General features: G+C 64.6%; 19 protein-coding genes. 13 read left to right on the top strand and 6 right to left on the bottom strand.

The genetic code is table 11. The features are described from left to right. Nucleotides 1–7 precede the first annotated feature (7 nt). The 4 genes from KR227_RS10250 to KR227_RS10235 form a co-directional block, all read right to left on the bottom strand. Nucleotides 8–1258, bottom strand: coding sequence for an ABC transporter substrate-binding protein (locus tag KR227_RS10250; RefSeq protein WP_151529505.1), 1251 nt, complete (start codon nucleotides 1256–1258; stop codon nucleotides 8–10). A 97-nt stretch (nucleotides 1259–1355) separates the two neighbouring features. Further along, on the bottom strand, nucleotides 1356–2387 hold the full coding sequence (locus KR227_RS10245; protein WP_151529503.1) for an ABC transporter ATP-binding protein: 1032 nt from the start codon (nucleotides 2385–2387) through the stop codon (nucleotides 1356–1358). A gap of 84 nt (nucleotides 2388–2471) precedes the next feature. Further along, nucleotides 2472–3119: a TIGR03089 family protein gene (locus KR227_RS10240; RefSeq protein ID WP_218365237.1), complete on the bottom strand. Its 648-nt coding sequence runs from the start codon at nucleotides 3117–3119 to the stop codon at nucleotides 2472–2474. A 10-nt stretch (nucleotides 3120–3129) separates the two neighbouring features. Beyond that, a complete protein-coding gene (locus KR227_RS10235) occupies nucleotides 3130–4623 on the bottom strand; it encodes an LCP family protein (RefSeq protein WP_218365306.1) in 1494 nt (497 codons plus the stop codon). A gap of 274 nt (nucleotides 4624–4897) precedes the next feature. On the opposite strand from KR227_RS10235, the gene rfbD reads away from it, so the two are divergent. The 4 genes from rfbD to KR227_RS10940 all read left to right on the top strand — a co-directional run bounded on the left by rfbD (nucleotide 4898) and on the right by KR227_RS10940 (nucleotide 8843). Then, a complete protein-coding gene (rfbD, locus tag KR227_RS10230; protein ID WP_218365236.1) occupies nucleotides 4898–5776 on the top strand; it encodes a dTDP-4-dehydrorhamnose reductase in 879 nt (292 codons plus the stop codon). Further along, entirely contained in the window at nucleotides 5773–6669 is an 897-nt protein-coding gene (locus KR227_RS10225; RefSeq protein WP_218365235.1) for a glycosyltransferase family 2 protein, read from the top strand. The genes rfbD and KR227_RS10225 overlap by 4 nt, the downstream gene beginning before the upstream one ends. Before the next feature lie 215 nt (nucleotides 6670–6884). Further along, nucleotides 6885–8018 carry a sugar phosphate nucleotidyltransferase gene (locus KR227_RS10220; RefSeq protein ID WP_370625237.1) on the top strand — a complete coding sequence of 378 codons (1134 nt, stop codon included), beginning with the start codon at nucleotides 6885–6887 and terminating at the stop codon, nucleotides 8016–8018. 480 nt (nucleotides 8019–8498) lie between these two features. Then, nucleotides 8499–8843, top strand: a complete 345-nt coding sequence (locus tag KR227_RS10940) for a WhiB family transcriptional regulator (protein WP_370625236.1) — start codon at nucleotides 8499–8501, stop codon at nucleotides 8841–8843. Nucleotides 8844–8923: 80 nt separating this feature from the next. Here KR227_RS10940 and KR227_RS10210 read toward each other — a convergent pair whose 3' ends face one another. Further along, nucleotides 8924–9391 (bottom strand): metallopeptidase family protein, encoded by a 468-nt coding sequence (locus tag KR227_RS10210; RefSeq protein ID WP_151529496.1) that lies wholly within the window; start codon nucleotides 9389–9391, stop codon nucleotides 8924–8926. Nucleotides 9392–9486: 95 nt separating this feature from the next. Between KR227_RS10210 and KR227_RS10205 the strand changes: the two genes are divergently transcribed. From KR227_RS10205 to manA, 4 genes are all read left to right on the top strand, one after another. After that, nucleotides 9487–9945 carry a DUF3499 domain-containing protein gene (locus KR227_RS10205; protein WP_151529494.1) on the top strand — a complete coding sequence of 153 codons (459 nt, stop codon included), beginning with the start codon at nucleotides 9487–9489 and terminating at the stop codon, nucleotides 9943–9945. 89 nt (nucleotides 9946–10034) lie between these two features. After that, nucleotides 10035–11411, top strand: coding sequence for a phosphomannomutase/phosphoglucomutase (locus KR227_RS10200; RefSeq protein ID WP_218365233.1), 1377 nt, complete (start codon nucleotides 10035–10037; stop codon nucleotides 11409–11411). Nucleotides 11412–11434: 23 nt separating this feature from the next. Continuing rightward, complete coding sequence (locus tag KR227_RS10195; RefSeq protein WP_218365232.1) at nucleotides 11435–12424, top strand: hypothetical protein; 990 nt, start codon at nucleotides 11435–11437, stop codon at nucleotides 12422–12424. An 89-nt stretch (nucleotides 12425–12513) separates the two neighbouring features. Next, complete coding sequence (gene manA / locus KR227_RS10190; RefSeq protein WP_218365231.1) at nucleotides 12514–13740, top strand: mannose-6-phosphate isomerase, class I; 1227 nt, start codon at nucleotides 12514–12516, stop codon at nucleotides 13738–13740. 77 nt (nucleotides 13741–13817) lie between these two features. Here manA and KR227_RS10185 read toward each other — a convergent pair whose 3' ends face one another. Then, complete coding sequence (locus KR227_RS10185; protein WP_218365230.1) at nucleotides 13818–14693, bottom strand: hypothetical protein; 876 nt, start codon at nucleotides 14691–14693, stop codon at nucleotides 13818–13820. Between the two features lie 445 nt (nucleotides 14694–15138). On the opposite strand from KR227_RS10185, the gene KR227_RS10180 reads away from it, so the two are divergent. Genes KR227_RS10180 through KR227_RS10160 form a run of 5 tightly spaced genes read left to right on the top strand, consistent with a single transcriptional unit; the run spans nucleotide 15139 to nucleotide 20735 of the window. After that, nucleotides 15139–15492: a DUF4259 domain-containing protein gene (locus KR227_RS10180; protein WP_218365229.1), complete on the top strand. Its 354-nt coding sequence runs from the start codon at nucleotides 15139–15141 to the stop codon at nucleotides 15490–15492. Continuing rightward, a complete protein-coding gene (locus KR227_RS10175) occupies nucleotides 15492–16121 on the top strand; it encodes a dTMP kinase (protein WP_218365228.1) in 630 nt (209 codons plus the stop codon). The genes KR227_RS10180 and KR227_RS10175 overlap by 1 nt, the downstream gene beginning before the upstream one ends. Nucleotides 16122–16125: 4 nt before the next feature. Next, on the top strand, nucleotides 16126–16806 hold the full coding sequence (gene mtrA / locus KR227_RS10170) for an MtrAB system response regulator MtrA (protein ID WP_218365227.1): 681 nt from the start codon (nucleotides 16126–16128) through the stop codon (nucleotides 16804–16806). A gap of 19 nt (nucleotides 16807–16825) precedes the next feature. After that, entirely contained in the window at nucleotides 16826–18940 is a 2115-nt protein-coding gene (gene mtrB / locus KR227_RS10165; protein ID WP_370625227.1) for an MtrAB system histidine kinase MtrB, read from the top strand. Then, complete coding sequence (locus tag KR227_RS10160) at nucleotides 18921–20735, top strand: LpqB family beta-propeller domain-containing protein (protein WP_218365226.1); 1815 nt, start codon at nucleotides 18921–18923, stop codon at nucleotides 20733–20735. Before mtrB ends, KR227_RS10160 begins: the two co-directional genes overlap by 20 nt. The last annotated feature ends 71 nt before the right edge of the window (nucleotides 20736–20806 follow it).

The following is a 20806-nucleotide window of genomic DNA, read 5'->3' as shown; positions in this document are numbered from 1 at the left end:
CCAAGGACTAACGCGAAGCGTTGGTGATGGCGGCGGACATCGACTCGGTGGCCTCGTCTACCGTGACGTCACCCTTGAGGGCGGCGGTGGCGTTGTTCTGGATGGCCTTAGACACGGCGGTGTAGAAGGGGGTCACCGGGCGCGGCTTGGCGTTTTCCAAGGACTCCTTCAGCGCGGGCAGGTAGGGGAACTCCTCAACCAGGGCCTCGTCATCGTAGATGGAGGCCAGCACCGGCGGGAAGGACTGCGCGGCGAAGCTCTTCTGATTCTCCTCGGAGACGATGAACTCCATGAAGTCCTTCGCGGTGGCCTTGTGCTCGGAGTTGATGTTGATGGCGTTGTTGTAGCCGCCCAGCGCGGACACGCCCACGCCGTCCTTGCCCACCAGGGGCTGGACCTCGAACTTGCCGGAGGTGGCCTCCGAGTCCTCGGCGTTGCGGTACATGTACGGCCAGTTCACCGCGTAGGCGGTGGTGCCCTCGGTGAAGGCCAGGTTGGTCTCCTCCTCGGTGGTGGCCAGGGCGTTCTTGGCAATCACGCCATTCTTATAGGCGTCCACCATGGCCTGCAGGCCGGCGCGGGACTCTTCGGACTCCACTGCCGGGGTGCCGTCCTCGTTGAGCACCTCGCCGCCCCAGCCGTGAATGAACGCGGAGGTATTGACGGTCAGGCCCTCATACTCCTTGAGCTGGATCGTCAGGCACTCCTTGTCCGAGACCTCCTCGCAGGAATTGGCCAGATCCTCCCAGGTTTCCGGGGCGTCCTTGACCAGCTCGGTATTGCGGTAGAGCAGCTGCGCGTTGGTGTTCTGCGGCAAGGCGTAGAGAGTGCCGCCATAGGTGGCGGACTCGACGGTGGCCTCCAAGAGGCCATCGGTGTCTACCTCGAGGTCATCGGTGAGCGGAGCCAGCCACTGATTGGCGGCGAAGTCCGCGGTCCACACCACATCGAGGGCCATCACATCGAAATCCGAGTTGCCGGCTTGCAGCGACTGCACCAGGGTGTCGCGCTGCGCATCGGCCTCACCGGCCAGCTCAGAGAGGGTAACCTGCTCGTCCGGGTGCTCGGCATTCCACGCCTCGATAATGGGCGTGATCTTATCGGTGTCGTTTTTGCCCATCGCGAAGGTGATGGGGCCACGGCCATCGGCGTTGTCCACCTCGGGGGCTTCGGCGCTACCACCGTCGGAGGAACACGCGGTGAAAGCCAGCGCGGTTGCCGCGAGTACCGCGGCGGTGGACATGCGGGAAGTCGACATATAAAACTCCTTGCGTACTATGAACAACTTCCCTCAAATGTAGTGACCCGCAGACACCCTGCGGGAGACTTGTGTAGTCGATCACCCCTAAAGAGGGCTATGTGATGCGACCGCCAGTCTCTACATCGAAGTAGTGGGCCTTGGCGAGGTCGAGTTCCACGGTGATCTGCGTATCGCGGCCGATGGGCTCGCCATCGTGGCGTACCGCGAGCCGCACCTCGGGGCTGGAGATCAGATGCCCGTAGAGATAGGTGCTCGAGCCGAGCACCTCCACCAGATCCACCACGATCTCCACCGGGGCCCAGTGGCCTGGGCGCTGCTCACCCGGCACTGCGACGTGCGCATCCTCGGGGCGAATACCCAACATGACCCGCCCGCGCTGCGGATCGGAGATCTCGATGAGGTTCATTGAGGGCGAGCCAATAAACCCGGCCACAAAAGCATTAGCCGGCTCGCTATAGAGCTCCTGTGGGGTCGCGACCTGCTGCAAGATGCCCTCATTGAGCACCGCCACCCGATCGGCCATGGTCATGGCCTCCACCTGGTCATGGGTGACATACACGGTGGTGGTGCCGAGCGTGCGCTGCAGGGCAGAGAGCTGGCTGCGGGTCTGCACGCGCAGCTTGGCGTCGAGATTCGACAAAGGCTCATCCATGAGAAAGACCTGGGGCTCGCGCACGATGGCGCGGCCCATCGCCACCCGCTGGCGCTGGCCACCGGAGAGATCCTTGGGGCGGCGATCCAGCAGCCCATCCAGATCCAAAAGCTGTGCCGCGCGCTCCACCCGCTCGGTGATCTCCGCCTTGCTGTGCTTGGCGAGCTTCAGCGAAAAGCCCATATTCTCCCGCACGCTCATGGTGGGGTAGAGCGCATAGTTTTGAAAGACCATGGCGATATCGCGTTCCGCCGGATCCATGCTGCTCACATCCTGCTCCCCGATGAGGATGGAGCCGGAGCTAATCGCCTCCAACCCGGCCAAGGCCCGCAGGGTGGTGGACTTACCACAGCCCGAAGGGCCCACGAGCACCAAGAACTCGCCGTCGACGATCTCGAGGTCGAGATGACTCACCGAGGGCCGGGGCGCGCCGGGGTAGGTGATGGAGACATCGTTGAAACGCACAGAAGCCATGGCTTATATCCTAGGGCCTGCGCGCCCCGAAAAGGCAGGGCCTACAGAAGCGGGCCCACACAAGCGGGCCCACACCACGGAGGCTCAGGGCGCCTCGGGGGAATCGAGCAGCGCCTTCTCGGCGGCGGCGATCTCTGCCAGGCGCTCCGCGGGGGCGCCACCCGCTACGACGACGGCGCTGCCCCCGGCACCGATCGCCGCGAGGGCGCGGGCATCCGCAGCGGGGTCCTCGCCGCGCAGCAGGATGCGCGCGGCCGTGCCCTCGGGATAGAGCTGCGCCAAAGGCTGGGTGGGGTGCGGGAAGTGATCGCCGTGCAGGCGCACCTCCGCGCCGAGATCGAGGGCCTCGCCGATATCGATGCCGCATTCGGCGGCGGAGCGGCCGAAGCCATCGATGGTCACGGCAATAAGCTCGCGGTCCTCCGCGCTGTCCAGCCGCGTGGAGTCCTGGAAGAGCACCTCGCTCTCAGCATCTGCCGCATCCGCCACGGTGAGCTGGGCGGCCGCCGCCCCGAGCAGCACCACTAGGCGTTGCCATGAGCTATCGACGTCGATGGCGATGCTCTCTCCAGGGCTGAGATCCAGCTCCTCGATGAGGAAGTTTCCCATCTTGGCGGCCCAGTTATCGAGGGTGAGCGCCGAGAAATCCATGCGGAATCCGCGGGCTTCATCGTAGAAGGTCAATACGGGGGCGCTGGGGGCGTCGCGGTGCGCGTCGAAAAGCGTGAGCATGCACCCTAACCTAGTTGACGCAGCGCGGGCCGTCTCCGCCGGCATCGAGCGTGGGGGAGAGCTGAGAGTCCTCCAGCTCGGTGCCCGGCTCGCCGATGACCTCGGTGGACTCGCTTTCTACAGGGGCGTTTTCATCCTTCGGGCCGATGTAGTCATTGTGCACAACCACCACGACACTGCCCGGGTTGAGGGTGGGGGAGGAGGTCACGGGCACCCCGCCGAGCTTGTCGGCGAGGGCGAGGGCGGCCGGATTCTGCGGATCGGCGGCCACCACCTGGGAGTAGGTGTACAGCCCTGCCGGGGCATTGCCGATTTCGCCCAGGGTGTAGCCGTCATTCTTCAGCGCCCCACCCACCTGCGCGGCGAGGCCGGTGGTGGTGGTGGAGTTGAGGACGGTGACGTCCGTGATCGCGCTGGGGCCGGCGTTATCGGCAGCCGCGCCCTCGCTATCCTCGCGATCCTTCGGGCCGTCCGTGGACTCCTTGCCGTCCTGCTCATCGCGGTTGAGCAGGCGATCAAAGTATTCGTGCACCTCGTTGCGATCCACGGTCACCACCGACTCGCCATAGTCGCCCACACCGTCGATGCTGGTGACCGGGATGGTCTCAAACAGCACATTGCCGCCGGCCAGATCCTGCAGCTGGGTGGCGAAGCTCATGATGTCCCAGTCCTCGTCGATGATCACCGATCGGGTGACGGCATCGCCCATCTGGTTCAACTTGGAGGGGCTGGTAAGAGTGTTGGTTTTCAAAGCGGTCTGCACCAGCGAGGCCATATAGGCCTGCTGGCGCACAATGCGGTCGAGGTCGCCGCGGGGCAGGCCGTGGCGCTGACGCACGAAGGCTAGGGCCTCTTTGCCGCTGAGGGTTTGGCGGCCGGCGGGGAAATCCGCGCCGGAGAACTTGTCATAGGTGGCCTCGTTCAGACACACCTCCACGCCGCCGACAGCGTCGGTGAGCAGCACGAAGCCGAGCAGACCCACCTCCGCGTAGTGGTCGACGGTAATGCCGGTGAGATCCGCGATGGCGTCGATTAGCCCCTTGCGGCCGGCGTCTTTGGATTGGCGGGCAATCTGCTGCTGATCGGTCATGCCCTCGTTGTTAAGGCGGGTGACCTCCTTGGCCTTGTGCGCGGCAAAGACACCATTGATCTTGAGATTGCCGAACTCGTCATCATGAATATAGGTATCGCGCGGAATGGAGATAGCGGTGGCGGAGGAGCCATCGGAGGGCACGCGCACCACCATGATGGTGTCGGTATTGTCATTTTGCTCATCGCCGGCGTGCAGCATCTCGATCTCCTCGGGGGAGAGCGAGTTGCCCTGGGCGTCGGTGCGGGAGTCAGAGCCGACGAGCAAGATATCGGTGGCGCCATCGCTGGGGGCATTCGAGCCGAGGCCGAGCGAGAGATTGCCCGCGCTGGCCACATCCGAGCCGATACGCCCCACCGAGAAGTAGCCGAGGCCAGAAATGGTCAGCACCATCACCGACAGCACCGCAACCATGGCCCGCCACCCTTTGGGGCCGGCCTGCTGCAGCTCGACGCCCGCCTTGGGGGCGGGGCTGATGTCGCGAACATAGCGTTGACGGTTCGAGCCTGACACGGGTGCTACACGCTCCTGACTGTGGCGCAACAAGGATCTGCTCCGCACCCAGCGTGCCGCGTGCGGATTGTGCTGCGGGGCGCTACGGATACCCGCCGCGCCGACAGCATATGAGATTCTAGTGACAAAGCACCAACAATTCCTAGACGCCGCCCGCCAATCCCCAAGGACACTCATGCGTATTACCGTCACCGGCGCCGGGGGCCAGCTTGGCCGCGCCCTCCGTCTGACCTGCCCACCCGAGCGTCGCCAGCATCTCACCTGGCTCAGCCGCAGTGAGCTGGATATCACCTCCCCGCAGCAGTGTGCGCTTATCGACGCCGACCTCATCATCAACACCGCCGCCTTCACCGATGTGGACGGTGCGGAGACACAGCCCGCCGCGGCTGCGGCCAGCAATACCCGCGGCCCCCAGCTGCTCGCCGAGCATGCCGCCCGCACCGGGGCCTTCTTGGTGCATGTGAGCACCGATTATGTCATGGGTGCTGGGGCGGCGCCCGCCCCGCAGCCGGCGCCGGAGGATGCGCCCTGCCACCCAGAGACGGTGTATGGGCGGACCAAGCTCGCCGGGGAGCAGGCCATCGCCGCCAGTGGCGCCGCCGCCACGGTGGTCCGCACCGCGTGGGTGTACTCGGGGCAGGTGCTGCCCGAGGCCCGCGATTTCGTATCGACGATGCTGCGGCTAGAACGCGAGCATGACACGCTGACCGTGGTGGATGACCAATGGGGCAATCCCACCTTCGTTCTTGATCTGGCGCGAGGGCTGTGGGAGATCGTCGATAAGCATGAACAGGGCCAGCCCCTACCGCAGGTGCTGCATTGTGTGGGCGGCGGCGAGGCCGTGACATGGTGCACCCTAGCCCGCGAGATTGTCCGTGCCGTGGGGGCTGATCCGGCGCGGGTGAAGGCCGTGGACTCCAGCGCCTATCCGCGCCCGGCACGCCGGCCCCATAACTCGGCCTTGGGGACGCAGGCGTGGGAGCGCGCCGGGCTGACGCCGCTACCGGAGTGGCGCAGCGGGGTGCACCGTGCGGTGAGCGGTAGCATGGAGTGATTGTGGATACCAATGCTCTAGCCATCATCACCGTGACCTATTCTCCTGGCCGTCACCTGCGGGAGTTTCTCGATTCCCTCCCCGCGGCCACCTCCCGGCCGGTGCGCGTGGTCATGGCAGATAATGGCTCCCGCGATGGCGCGCCTGAGGCGGCCGAGCGGGACTATGACTGTGCGGAATTTCTACCCACCGGCGGCAATGTGGGCTATGGACATGCCATCAATATTGCTGCCCAGCACCTGCACGCCGCGCGGGCGGCGGGGGAGGTGGACCCGCGCTATCTGCTCGTGGTCAATCCCGATGTGGTGTTTGGCCCGGGCAGTATCGATACGCTCCTGAACACCGCGGACACGTGGCAGGGCTCGGTGGGCTCGGTAGGGCCGTATATTAAGGAGCCCGATGGCTCTGCCTATCCTTCCGCCCGCGCCGTGCCCACGCTCGGGCTGGGTATCGGGCACGCGCTACTCGGTGGGGTGTGGAAGAACAACCCGTGGTCCCGCCGCTACCGCAATGATGCGGATATGAGCACCGCCCACACCGCCGGCTGGCTCTCTGGTTCCTGCCTGCTGCTCAATTGGGAGGCCTTCGACGCTATCGGCGGCTTCGATGAACGCTATTTCATGTACATGGAAGATGTGGATCTCGGAGATCGTTTGGGTCGGGCCGGCTATGAGAATGTCTTTGCACCTGCCGCCGTGATCACCCACGCCAAGGGCCATGTGGCCGATCGGGACCCCGGCCGGCTGCTGCCCGCACACCACGAATCCGCCTATCGCTTCCAGGCGGATCGCTATCCCAAGGCCTATCACCTGCCGCTGCGCGTGGCCCTGAAAGTCGGGCTGAAGCTGCGGGAGATTCTCGCCGTGGCGCGGGCGCGCCGCAGCGCAGACTAGCCGCGCATGGCCGGGCGGAGGGCGGTGCCGCGCCCTGTGAACAGCACCACCGATATTTGCCGCGGCGCGTGGGCGTGCCGCGACCGACGCGGGCGCGGGCTGGGATAGATTACAAGGAAAGCACCACTGCTTTGGCTGCGGCTCACCCCTGCGTGCAGCCTGCGCCTCAGACGTGGGCGGGACTATTGAGATAAGTAAGGTACAAGCACTCGATGATGAGCTCACCCCAGACATTCGATCCGGCGTCGACGACCCTGGCCGAGGGTACCGAGGTACCGGCGCGCGAGGTAGATGCTGTGATCTTGGTCGGCGGCAAAGGTACGCGCCTGCGCCCGCTGACGGTGAACACACCGAAGCCCATGCTTCCCACCGCCGGCGTGCCCTTCCTGCAGCACCTGCTCGCCCGCATCAAGGCGGCCGGCATGACCCACATTGTTCTCTCCACCTCCTATAAGGCCGAGGTATTCGAGTCCTACTTCGGCGACGGCTCCGAGTTTGGGGTCGAGATCGACTACGTGGTGGAGGAAGAAGCCCTCGGCACCGGCGGCGGCATTCGTAACGTGCTGGAGAAGCTGCGCTATGACACCGCGCTCGTCTTCAACGGCGATGTGCTCGGCGGTGCGGATCTTGGGGCCCTCTTGGACACCCATGCCGCGAATGAGGCGGATGTGACCCTGCACTTGGTGCGCGTGGCCGATCCCCGCTCCTATGGCTGCGTCACGACCGATAGCGATGGGCGCGTGATGGAGTTTCTGGAAAAGACCCAGGACCCGCCCACTAATCAGATCAATGCCGGCGCCTATGTGTTTTCTCGCCCGGTAATCGAGACCATCCCCGCCAATCGCAATGTCTCCGTGGAGCGCGAAATTTTCCCGCGCCTGCTGGAGGAGGATTGCCGCGTGTTCTCCTATGTGGACAACTCCTATTGGCGCGATATGGGCACCCCGGAGGACTTCGTTCGTGGTTCTTCGGATCTGGTCCGCGGTATTGCCCCCTCGCCGCTGTTGGCAGGGTGCACCGGCGAGTCCGTGGTGGCTCCCTCCGCGGCGGTGCGCGATGGGGTGCTGCTGCTCGGCGGCACGGTGGTGGGCCGCGGCACCGAGATTGGCGCCGGCTCCCGCCTCGACGCCACCGTGGTTTTCGATGGCGCCACCATTGAGCCGGGGGCGATCATCTCCAATTCGATTATCGGTGCGGGGGTGCATATCGGCCCCAATACCCACATTCACGATGCAATCGTGGGCGATGGCGCCACCTTGGGGGCGCGCTGCGAGCTGCGCGGCGGGATGCGCGTGTGGCCGGGGGTGTCCATTCCGGATGGCGGCATTCGCTTTTCGACGGATGCCTAGCGGCCCGCGCTAGGCGCTGCCCGTAGCCGGCGCGCTGGCGGCGCGAGGGACGCGCTGCGGGCCCGTTGGCATATATGGCCGGCGACATCTATATGTAGTACCCCCACGCCTCACCCCCGAGGCTGGGGGTTTGTTAATTCTGTGACGAATGTGGCGATTATCCAGCAAATTCGCACATTTTCATCCAGGGATGGCCGAAGCGGCTTGACGATATCTAGGCCCGCGTGTGTAATCACAAGTGTGTAACTGGCTCGCATTCCCTCTCGCTAGCCGGAGTCAAAAATCCACCCCAGTGGTGGGTGAGGAGCGGACCATTCCTTGGTGAAAATCACACGGAATGTTCCACCCCGAATACTGTCGGACTGATCTAGTGAGAGATAGCAGTGCGGGCTGCGCGCGAGGCGCGCTGAGGAAGTAGCAAGAGATCACGCCGGCAAAGAAAGGGGGCTTGACGTGGAAAATAAGGCCGATCACCTCGTGATCAGCAGCGTCGAGGGTGACTACCCCGATACTGAGGCGCAGGATCACGGCGATGCCACCACCCGTTCCGCTGCGGCGGAATCCTCCTACGGTGAACTCAGTTTTGATGATCTCTTCGGAGCCGTCGAGCAGGAATGGCACGACCAGGCGCTATGCGCCCAGACTGACCCCGAGGCATTCTTTCCTGAAAAGGGCGGCTCCACCCGTGAGGCCAAGCGCATCTGCAAGGCCTGCGGTGTTCGTGATGAATGCTTGGAGTACGCCTTATTGCACGATGAGCGCTTCGGCATTTGGGGCGGACTCTCCGAGCGTGAGCGTCGCCGTCTGAAGAAGCAGCTCGGCTAATACGAGCCTTCCTCCTGCTCAGAGCAGCCTAGACCCGCGGGTCTAGGCTTTTTCTTTTTCTCCGGGCCTGAGTGCCGCCATTAGAGCTCGAAGCTGGGATCGATCACGGTGGGGGCCACGTTGAGGAATGAGGCCACCAGGGCCACGAGCACCGTATCGAGCAGCTCGGCTCGCTCCTGGGGGTTAGGGGCGCGCAGCTCGATGGGCTTGCGGAAGAGCACGATGCGCGGACGGGTGGGATTGCCATAGCGATCCACCCCGGCGGAGATGACGCGCCCCAGCGGCACCGGGCCGTCCGAGGCGATATCGTCCGGCAGGATCGTCAGATCGGTGCGCAGGCGCATGCGCGGGATCATGTCGATGGCAATATCGAGATGGTCCAACTCCGCGGCGAAGCGGGCCTGAATGGGGGCATAGGCCGCGAGGACGGCGCGATCAAAATCTTCGCTGCGGCTGACAAAGCGGGGCAAGGCCGCGGGCATCAGGGGCCCACGCACCCCGCGACCTCGACGATCGCGGGAACGGAGGCGGGCAGGAAGGGTGCTCATAGCTTCCCACTCTAAGTGGCCGCGGCGACCAGATGGGTGAGGCGCTACCGCCAAGGACTGTCTAAACCTTGACTAACAGTCTAGACTTTTGGGGCGTGAGCCAATTTCGTCGTTGTTCCCGTCCTGGCTGCGGCAAGCCTGCCGTGGCAACGCTGACTTATGCCTATGCGGAGTCCACTGCCGTGGTGGGGCCGCTCGCTGCCCGCAATGAGCCCCACAGCTGGGACTTATGCGCAGATCACGCCGCCCGCATCACCGCCCCCTTAGGCTGGGAAATGCTGCGCGTGGACGGCATCGATACGGGGCTGCAGGACGATGATGAGCACCTCACCGCCCTCGCCGAGGCCGTGCGTGAGGTGGGCAAGAATGCCTCCGGGCTCGTGCCGCGCTCGGCTCTAAGCGAACATGGCTCGAGCACCCGCGCCGACGCTCAGCAGCGCGCCCGCGATGCGGAGAACCGCCGCCACCCCGCGCGCAGCCGCCAGGATCGCCCCAAGGGCGCGGTGGGCAAGCGCCACCTCTATATCGTTCCTGCTGAGAACGAGGAATCCTAAGCGGCGGCCGCCGTGTCCGCGCGGCGGGCTATAGTTGTCGGTACGTTTTTAATCCAGTAGATCTACGTGCCTGCAAAGGAAAGAACTTTATGCGCTCGCCAGAGGCAGTCCATGCTGTAGTGAAGGCCTACGATATCCGCGGAGTCGTCGGAGAGAGTATCGACGCAGAATTCATGTACGACACCGGCGCCGCGTTCGGTCACCTGATCTATGGCGAGGGGTCCCGCCTGCTGGCCATTGGCCACGACATGCGCCCCAGCTCTCCGGAGCTCTCCCAAGCCTTCGCCGACGGTGCCGCCTCCCAGGGCGTGGACGTCATCCACCTGGGACTGGCCTCCACCGATGAGCTCTACTACGCCTCCGGGGTGCTCGAGTGCGCCGGGGCGATGTTCACCGCCAGCCACAACCCCGCCCAGTACAACGGCATCAAGCTCTGCCGCTCCGGGGCGAAGCCGGTGGGGCAGGAGACCGGGCTGGCCGATATCACCGAGATGCTCATCGAGGGCGTGCCGGTATTCGAGGGCGAGCCCGGCAGCACGGAAAGTCGCGATGTGCTCGAGGGCTATGTGGACTATCTCAACGAGCTGGTGGATATCTCCTCCATCCGGCCGCTGCGGGTAGCCATCGACGCCGCCAATGGCATGGCGGGGCTCACCGCCCCAGCGATGTTCGCCGATAGCCCCATCGAGGTCGCAGACCTCTACTTCGAACTCGACGGCACCTTCCCCAACCACGAGGCCAATCCGCTCGACCCGAAGAACCTGGTGGATCTCCAGAAGTTCGTGCTCGACACCGGCGCCGACGTCGGTTTGGCCTTCGATGGCGACGCCGACCGCTGCTTCGTGGTGGACGAGAAGGGCCAGCCGGTAAGCCCCTCGGCGATTTGTGCCCTCATTGCCGAACGCACCCTGCGCGAGCACCCCGGTGCGACGATCATCCACAATCTCATCACCTCCAAGAGCGTGCCGGAGATTATCGCCGAGCACGGCGGCACCGCCGAACGCACCCGCGTCGGCCACTCCTTCATTAAGAAGACGATGGCCGATACCGGGGCGAAATTCGGCGGCGAGCACTCCGCGCACTACTACTTCACCGACTTCTTCAACGCCGACTCCGGCATGCTGGCCGCGCTGCACGTCCTCGCCGCCCTCGGCGAGCAGGACGGCCCGCTCTCGGAGCTGATGGCCCGCTATAACCGCTATGCCGCCTCCGGCGAGATCAACTCTGTGCTGGAGAATGCGCAGCAACAAGAGGAGCGTCGCGAAGCAGTGGTCGAGGCCTTCGCCGACCGGGCGGAATCCATTGACCGCCTCGATGGCGTGACCGTGGAACTCGCCGGCACTCCCGCTTGGTTTAATGTCCGCGCCTCCAATACCGAGCCGCTGCTGCGACTCAACGTGGAGGCACCCACCGCCGCTGATGTGGAGGAGCTCGTGAACGAAATCCTCGGCATCATCCGCGCCTAATCCACCGCTAGGGGCCGCCAGCCATGATGAACCAGCAGGAACTCTTCGACCTGTCCCACGAGGGCGCCCAAATCCGCGCCATTGCCAGCGCCGTGCGCGACGGCGCCCTCGAGCTGAGTACCTCGCCACGGGCGATCATCGTGGTGGCCCCCGACTATCTCAATCGCTGCGTGGTGCGCGCGGGGCTGGCCCTGCTGCCCAATGCTGGGGTGCCGGTGGTGTGTGTGCCGGCGCTTCCGCGCTACGCAGGGGCGATGGATGTGGTGATCATCAGCGCCGATGAAGCCCACGAGCCCCAAGCCTATGCCGCCGCCAGCACCGCCCATGCGCGGGGATGCGTGAGCATCCTGCTCAGTCCCTTCGCCTCCTACACCGCCGAGGAAACCGGGGTGGCTGGGGTGCCGGCACTGCCCTCGGTGACGCAGAACTCGCCGGCGCGCACCATCGCCGCCCTCGCCGCCGCCGTGCTCGGCCTGCGCATGGACGCCGCCGGGGTAGCCGATACCCTCGACTCGATTGCCGATGAGGTGGATGAGGAACTAGCCGCCTGCCACCCTGATCGCGATAGCGTGGTCAATCCGGCGCGCTCCTTGGCCGAGTATGTCCAGGACTCGCCGGTGGTCCACGTGGCAGCCAGCGACGATAGCGAGGAGATCGCTACCCTCATTGCGGTACTCTTTAGCCGCGCCGGCGGCGTGCACACGGCGCTATCGGCCCAGGGGCATCGGCTCCACGATGAGTCCTCACCGAGCTCAGCTGAGGACATCTTCTATGACCCGTTCCTCGACGAACCGCCGACGATGCTATCCTCAAAGGTTGTTGTTTGGGCACTCGGCTCCGTAGCCGATCTTGTGATGCCTATTGAAGCGCGCTGCGAATACTGCGAGAATCATTCAGCAGACACAGCGGACGCGCTGCCACTCGGAGACGCGCACCCAGCCGACTCCGAGTCACTTGCACCAGGCTTAAGGCTCATTGCACGCGCGTGGGCAGCCAGCTGCGCCACTGCTTAAATGCGCAGTGCACTGGCTTCTTGTGTCATTGCATGAGCCGCTTTAAGGCGTGCGCCGCAAAGCGCAGGCCAAGGAGGTAATAGAAGTACATGCACCGTCTCGAGGGAATCGAGCGGGCCTATCCATGGGGTTCCCGCACCGCCATTCCACAGCTAAAAGGGGATCAGGCCCCCGCGCCGCATCCCATCGCCGAACTGTGGTTTGGGGCGCACCCGGCTTCCCCTTCCACGGTGGACGGCGAGCCGCTGAGCGAGCTCATTGCCCAGCAGCCCAGCGCTTGGCTGGGCGAGCGCATTGCCGATCGCTACCAGAACCGGCTGCCGTATTTGGTCAAGATTCTCGCCGCCGATGAGCCCTTGAGTCTCCAAGCCCATCCCTCGAAGCAGCAAGCCGAGGATGGTTGGGAGCGGGAGAATGCTCTCGGTATCCCGGTAGGCGGGGCGCAGCGCAACTACAAGGACGATAACCACAAGCCCGAGGTGCTGGTGGCGCTGTCCGAGTTTGAGGCCATGGCGGGATTCCGTCCTCTCGCGCAGACGATTCAGCTGCTGCGCCAGCTGAACTGCGCGGCCATGGAGCGCTACCTGCACATGATCGACGATGGCCAGGCGCTCGCGGAAAAGGAAGAGGAAAACCGGCTCCGGGCGCTGTTCACCACCTGGATCACCATTCCCACCGCCGCCCGGGCGGAGCTGATTCAGAACCTCATTGGCGCCATCGACGCCCTCGATGAGACACAGGTGGAGCCGTGGATCGCCCACACCGTGCACAATGTGCGCGCCATCAATGAGCGCTATCCCAATGACATCGGCGTGTTGGGTGCCCTGCTGCTCAACCACGTGCGTCTCGAGCCCGGCGAGGCAATCTATCTGCGCGCCGGCTCGCTCCACGCCTATCTGCACGGGGTGGGTGTGGAAGTGATGGCCAACTCGGACAATGTGCTGCGCGGTGGCCTCACCACCAAGCACGTGGACGTGCCCGAGCTGGTGAAGGTCTTGGGCTTCGCCCCGCTCGTTGATCCCTTCGTGACAACACAGAGCACCACACGGGCGGGGACCACCATCACCCGCTATCCCGTGCCGATCGAGGATTTCACGCTCTCCTGCGCGCATATCGACGCCGCGAACCCGCCACTCGATCTAGAGCTCAACGGCCCCACCATTCTGGTGGCCACCGCCGGCGAGCTGACGGTCACCGATGCAGCAGGGGAGCAGCTGACACTTCGCCCCACCGAGGCGGTGTGGGTGGATGAGCGCGATCGCGCTGTGAGCGTGGCCACCAGCGAGAGCGCCCACCTCTTCTGGGCGTTCGCCTAAACACCCCACGAACCCCACAAAACGGCCCCATCCTCAGGGAGGGGGCCGTTTCTGCTGTCCGGGAAAAGAGCTGTGGGTTAAGAGCTGGGAGTGTTTCGCGGCGAGCTCACTGTGGGGCCGGTGCTCGTAGCGTCGGCGCTGGCGTTCTCGCCCGCCGGAGAAGGCTGTACGGCGGAGCTGCTCGGAGCGGCGGGGGAGGGTGCCGGGCTGCTCTGTTGGGAGCTGCTCGGGGCCGTGCTCCTCGCACTCGGTTGGGTGCTGCTGCGTTCACCCGCAGAGCGCTCGCTGGGCTCTACAGTGGCGGAGCTGGACGGCTCGCTCGAGGGCGTGCCCGTAGTCGTGCTCTCCGCGGGTTCATCAGCGGGGCTGCTCGGCACGGGTTCGACGTCCCCAGTAGTCGGGGTGTAGGTGTCATCATCCTCCGGCGTCGTAGTCGTGCTGCTCTCCGAGGAGGTGCTAGAGGAATCACTCGTGCCCGGAGTGGAGGAGCTGCTGCTGATTGCCGGGGTGGAGGGCTCGCCTGTGCCAATGATCGGGGGAATGCTCGGGAGCAACGACGGCAGCTGCGAGCTTGTCGTCGCGGTTTCGCCGGTGGTCGGCAGGCGCAGCACCTTGGTGGGCGGGGCCGTGCTACTCATCGGCGCACCGAGGGACTGCGGGGTCGAGCCGCGGTTGGGGGCGAGGGGCGTCATGCGGGAAGGGCTGGCCTGGTACTCGGCCGAGCTGTCCTCATCCTCCCGGCGCTCCGGCTCGCTCGACGCCTCGGTGGAGGAGGAAGAAGAAACGCTCTCGGATTCATTGACCGAGACATAGCCGCCGCGGGTCTCCGTGGATCCTTCGCTGCGGCCAGTATTGGGGGCTGAGAGCCACCACGCGCCGACACCCACGATCAGTGCGATCGCCAAGCCGGCAGAGGTGAATAGGAAGAATCGCTTCAGGTCGGTATCAACCATCGCTCACCTCTCTTCCGCTCAGCGAGCGTTATGCACCGCTTATGAGCAAATATAACGAATCTATAACTCGCCAAGGACGATAACACGAATAGGGGACCCGTGAAAAGAGCGATAAGCCAGAAAAGTTGAGCGCTGCGGCGCTTGTGCTTGACAGCGGGGACATCAGACGTTAGCCGCGCTGTGCCCATTGGGCGGGTTCAGGAGCCCATTTCGCCGCGCGGCGCGCACTCCGGCTCCACGTGCCGGTGGGAACAAATATTGCGCCGAGGTAAGCCGTGGTAGATATGGGATAAACACGCGTCATCGCCCTCATACAGTCCATCGTCCTTCGGGCAGCTCCACTGTTGCTGTCCCGCCGCGGCGAAGGCGGACACCAGCGTAGCTCAGGGGTGCGACGGTGGCGCGGTCGGAGTGAATACTGAACAAGCACGGGAGTGAGGTCAGCATGAGTAGTTGGGATGAAAGCATTTTCACCGAGGACGTCAATGTGGAGTTTCTCGATGAGCTCTCCACCCTCGACGGCGAGGAGATCATCGAAGCTGTTGACGATGCCTGCACGCTAGCCCTGCGCCAGCCCGAGGTATCCGAGGCCGAGCTGCACAATGGGCTCGCCGCCGCCACCATCGCCGCCATTTGGGCTGGCGCGCCCTATAGCGCCGGTGCGGTCGTGGAGGACTATCCCTTCATTCGCGAGTTCAGTGGCTCGGGCTCCGAGGAGCTGCGCGAGACCGCGGCCGAGCTCTTGGAAACCTCGGTCGAGGACGCAGACATCGACGTCTTCCTCGAGGCGCTCAACTAATGCTGGTTGCCGTCGAAGGAATTGACGGGGCAGGAAAGAACACGCTCGTCACTGCCCTGCAGCAGCGCATCCCCAGCATGGAGGTGCTCGGCTTTCCCCGCTATGAGGACTCCGTGCACGCCCAGCTGGCAGATAAGGCCCTCAAGGGCGGCATGGGCGATCTCATCGACTCGATTCACGGCATGGCCACGCTCTTTGCTCTCGACCGTTTGGGGGCGCGGGAGCAGCTGGCCGCCGCTGCGGCTGATCCCACCCGAGTGCTGGTGCTCGATCGCTATGTGGCCTCCAATGCCGCCTATACCTCGGCGCGACTGTGCGATGACTCCGCAGCGCAGTGGGTGGCGGAGCTTGAGTTCACCACCTTTGCTCTGCCCGCGCCGGATGTGCAGGTGCTGCTGGATACGCCGGTGCAGATGGCGGCGGCGCGAGCGCAGCGTCGTGAAGCGCAGGATGCCACCCGCACCCGCGATGCCTATGAGCGCGACGCGGATCTGCAAACGCGCACGGCTTGTGCTTATCGACGCCTCGCCGCGGAAGAATGGGGCAGCCCGTGGATTGTGGCCGCCCCGGAGGATTCGCCGGCGAAGACAGCTGAACGCATCATGAATACATTAGGTATGGAATTATAAAACTATGGGTGCACCGAAAATTCTCGTCGTAGATGACGATCCCGCAATCTCTGAGATGCTGGTCCTCGTGCTGAAGACCGAGGGCCTGCAGGCGATCCCGGTTCTCGATGGCGCCGAGGCCGTGAGTGCTTTCGAGCAGCATCAGCCCGATCTCGTGCTGCTGGACCTCATGCTGCCCGGCATGAATGGCATCGATATTTGCCGTGTCATTCGCCAAAACTCCACCGTGCCGATCATCATGCTCACCGCCAAGACGGACACCGTGGACGTGGTGCTCGGGCTGGAGTCCGGGGCCGATGACTATGTGAATAAGCCCTTCAAGGTTCAAGAGCTCGTGGCGCGCATTCGGGCGCGTCTGCGCCGCGCCGATGATGAACCCGGCGAGCACTTCGAGATCGGTGGGCTAAAGATCGATGTGCCGAGCCACTCCGTCACCCGCGATGGGGAGGAAACCCAGCTCACCCCGATCGAGTTTGATCTGCTCACCGAGCTGGCCCGCAAGCCTGGCCAGGTGCTCTCCCGGGAGGAGCTGCTGGAGAAGGTCTGGGGCTATCACAATGCCTCCGATACCCGACTGGTGAATGTGCACATTCAGCGCCTGCGCGCCAAGATCGAGAAGAATCCCGAGAACCCGCAGATCGTATTGACCGTGCGCGGCGTCGGTTATAAGACCGGCGCAGTGTAGGGCGAGCCGGCTCATCGTTGTGACCATCCGCCAACTCAAATCCGAGGCGCGGCGACTGCGCTACACCGTCGCCCACAAGTGGAACACATCACTGCAGATCCGAGTGATCGGATCGATCTTCGTGGTGTGTGCCCTTGTCGTGCTCATTTTGGGTCTGTCCATGATCTCGATCACCACGCAACGGCTGGTGGACGCCAAGCTGGACATTGCCAATTCGGAAATCGATAGGGCGCGCCAGACCGTGGAGCAGCAAATCGCCTCCATCGATTCCGCCACCAGCTTGCAGCTGCAGGTGAACTCGGCGCGCTCGGCGCTGGCGGCGCGCGCCGGCGGGCCAGTGGCGGATAAGGCCGCGGTATACGAGCCGGTGGTGGTGGTCAATAGTGATAATGATGCCGATGTGATCAGCTCCCCCGAGGGCTATCAGATTCCGCCCCGCCTGCGCCGCTTTGTCAGCGAAGGGCAGGTCTCCTATCAGTTCACCGTGGTGGACAATGCGGATGGCAGCAGCGTGAAATCGCTGATCATTGGCACGCCCACTGATTCTGGGGTGCCGGATCTGCAGGTATATCTCGTGCTCTCGATGGAAAACGAAGAGCAAACCCTGGCGCTGATGCGCGGCCTCTTCGCCGCTGGTGGCGTGGTGCTGCTGGTGCTGCTGGTGGGAATCTCGTGGCTGCTCACCCAGCAGATCACGGGGCCGGTGCGCTCGGCCTCACGTATCGCCCAGCGCTTCGCCGATGGGCACTTCCGCGAGCGCATGGTGGTCGATGGCGAAGACGAGATGGCGCGCATGGCCATGAGCTTTAACTCCATGGCCGAGGAACTCTCCAAGCAGATCGACCAGCTCAAGGAATACGGTGATCTGCAGCGACAATTCACCTCCGATGTCTCCCATGAGCTCTCCACCCCGCTGACCTCGGTGCGTATGGCCGCCGAGTTGATCGCCAATCAGCGCGAGGAGTTGGATCCGCTCACCCAGCACGCCTCCGATGTGCTCATCCGCGAGCTCGACCGCTTCGAGGCCCTGCTCAAGGACCTCTTGGAGATCTCCAAACACGATGCCGGAGTGGCGACGCTATCCGCCTCCGAGGGCGATGTGCGCTCGGTGGTGACCTCCGTGTGGAAACAGGTCAAGCACTTGGCCGAAAAGGTGGGGGTCTCGGTGCGCTTCGACCTGCCGCAGGAGCCGGTGATGGCCACCGTGGATCCGCGGCGCGTCGAGAGAATCCTGCGCAATCTCGTGGCCAATGCCATCGACCACTCCGAAGGCAAACCGGTGCTGGTGCGCCTGCGCGGCAATGAACAGGCCGTGGCCCTGGCGGTTTGCGATAACGGTGTGGGGCTCAAGCCCAGCCAAGAGGAGCTGGTATTTGAACGCTTCTGGCGGGCCGATCCCTCCCGCAAGCGTCACTCGGGCGGCACCGGGCTGGGGCTGGCCATGTCCCGCGAGGATGCTCAGCTGCACGGCGGTCGCCTCGAAGCCGTCGGCGAGCCCGGCGTGGGCACCATGTTCCGCCTCACCCTGCCGCGCCACCCGCATGAGCACGTCGAGGAGTCGCCGCTGCCGCTGGATCTCATCGATACCTCAATCTCGGTAGGGGTGACCGAGCTGCCCACCGATGAATTCGAGGCCCAGGCAGCCGCCCCCGGCCCTGCTCTCGACGCAGCCGCGCCGGAATCTGAGACCACGGAGCCCGCGGCGGCAGCCACCGCTGGTGCCACTGCCGCGAGCGCTATGGCTGCGAGCGCCACCGAGCTATCGGAGGATGAGATCGCCGAGATCTCCGATGAAGAATGGGCCCGCGCTGAGTTCGGCGCCTTCGATGATCCCGCCGCAGCGGGGGAGAGCCACCCCAGTGCAGCTGCTGAGGAGACTGCGGGCGAGATGGATTCCACCGAGGCGTCGCAGGCGCGGCCGCCGCACCGGGACTACCTAGCCGATCTCATGGAAATCTCGGAAGAGGAACTCGCCGCCGCAGAGCTGGAAGATTTTGGTCCCCTCGAGGACTCCGAAGACCCCGACGATTCCGCGGACTCCACAGACTCCGACGGCGCAGCCGATGCCCCCGCCGCTGACTCGCACACGGAGCCGCCGATGCTGAAGGAGGACGATGATGACTGGCGCGAATAAACCCCGAGCCGCCGCCCGCCGCACCGTGGCGGCCGCAGTGCTGGCCACGGCGCTGCTCACCGCCGGCTGCACCAGCCTGCCCACCGATTCCGATCCGCAGGCGCTGCGCTCCTTCGAACCCGGGGCGGATGTGGGCGGAGAGCTCACCCCTGAGCCCGGGCGGGAACCGGACCTCCTGCTGCGCGATTTCTTTACTGCCTCGGCGAATCCCAGCAAAAACTACGCCAGCGCCCGCAACTTCATGACCTCCGAGGCCGCCGCCGCGTGGAAAGAAAGCCCCGAGTCCAGCACGGGGGCGATCATCGTCGATCGTGTGGATCTCAACGCCAAGGGAACCCCACGCGATGGCACAGTCGGCTACACGGTGCGCGGCGAGGTGGTGGGCTACCTCCGCGAGGGCGGGGTCTATCAGCCGGAACATGCGTCCTTTGAGGCAGAAATGTCGCTGAAAAGAGTGGACGGCGAGTGGCGGATCGCCTCGCTGCCCGATGGTGTCATCATCGAGATGAGCGAGCTGAGCAAGCAGTATCAGCCGCGCGATATCTACTTCTTTGATCCCAAGTTCCAAAGGCTGGTGGCGGATCGCCGCTGGGTCTATTCCGATCCGAATTCCCTCGACACCACGCTGCTGACGCTATTGGCGGCCGGTCCGCGGGAGGCGCTGCGCGAGGGCGTGAAATCGGCGCTGCCGCCGAATTCCACCTTCATTGGCGAGCAAAACTCGGCCTATGAGTTCACGGGGCTGCAAACCCTCAGCTCGGAAGAACGGCAGCTCTTTGCGGCCCAAGCCGCTTGGACCCTCGCCCGCTCCGATATCGCCGATCCCTACACCATCACCTCCGATGGCCTGCCGCTCACGGCGGGAGCGAATACCACCTCATTATCGGATGTGGCCGAGTTCAATCCCTTCGCCTCCGCAGCGGTGTCCTTGCCGCTCTATGCGGTGGCGCAGGGAGAGCTATATTCCATCGAAAATGACACCCCGGCGCGAGTCTCCACCCAAGGCGGGACCAAGGGCGTGATGCAATCGGCGGACGTGTTCGCCAGCTCGGACTCGGTGGCGGCGGTGTATTCCACCGATCCCAGCGAGGATGAGGACCCCGAGGTGTCTGCGGTGGATGAGTCGGTGAAGGACTCCACCCTCTACTACGGCGGTTTCGATGTGCCGATGAAAAAGGCGCTGGAGGGGCGCAGCATCACCCGCCCCACCTTCGCCGCCGATGGCCATGCCATCTGGAGCGTGGTGGATGGCACCACCGTGGTGCGCACCGCGCGTTCCACCTCCACGGGGGAAGTGGCCAATACTGAGGTGGACGTGGACGAGCTCTGGGACACGATCGACGTCGAGGAGGAATCGCGCCGCCCGCCGATCACGGCGCTGCGTCTGTCGCCGACGGGCGTGCGCGCCGCGTTCATCGTCGAAGGTGATGTGTATCTGGGCACGGTGGTCTCGGAGCAGTCGGGCGAGTATGCGCTGCACGCCATCCAAAATATTGCGCCCTCTCTGGGCAATCAGGCCACCACATTGGACTGGACGCCCACGGGCTCGTTGATCGTGGGCACCAAGAGCCAAGAAACCCCAGTGTGGCAGCTCTCCACCGATGGCTCCGAGGCGATCGCATTGCCCAATGGCAATATCACCGCCCCGGTGCGGGGAGTGGCGGCCGGCAACTCCAACTATGTGGTAGCCGATCAGCACTCGGTTCTGCAATTGCCCATCGGCGGTAATTCCACCTTCTGGCGCGAGGTCCCGGCCCTACAGGGAACCCGTGCGATCCCCGTGGTCGCGCGCTAAGCTGCGGGCACGAGACGGCGTGGAATCGCCCTGAAAAGAGGGCGCGCCGCTAGGGCCCACACGGGGGAGGC

This window comes from Corynebacterium sp. TAE3-ERU30, assembly GCF_019209925.1.
Lineage (GTDB): Bacteria > Actinomycetota > Actinomycetes > Mycobacteriales > Mycobacteriaceae > Corynebacterium > Corynebacterium megadyptis.
The sequence above is the reverse complement of the archived record's forward strand: the minus strand, read 5'-3'. Positions and strand labels throughout refer to the sequence as shown.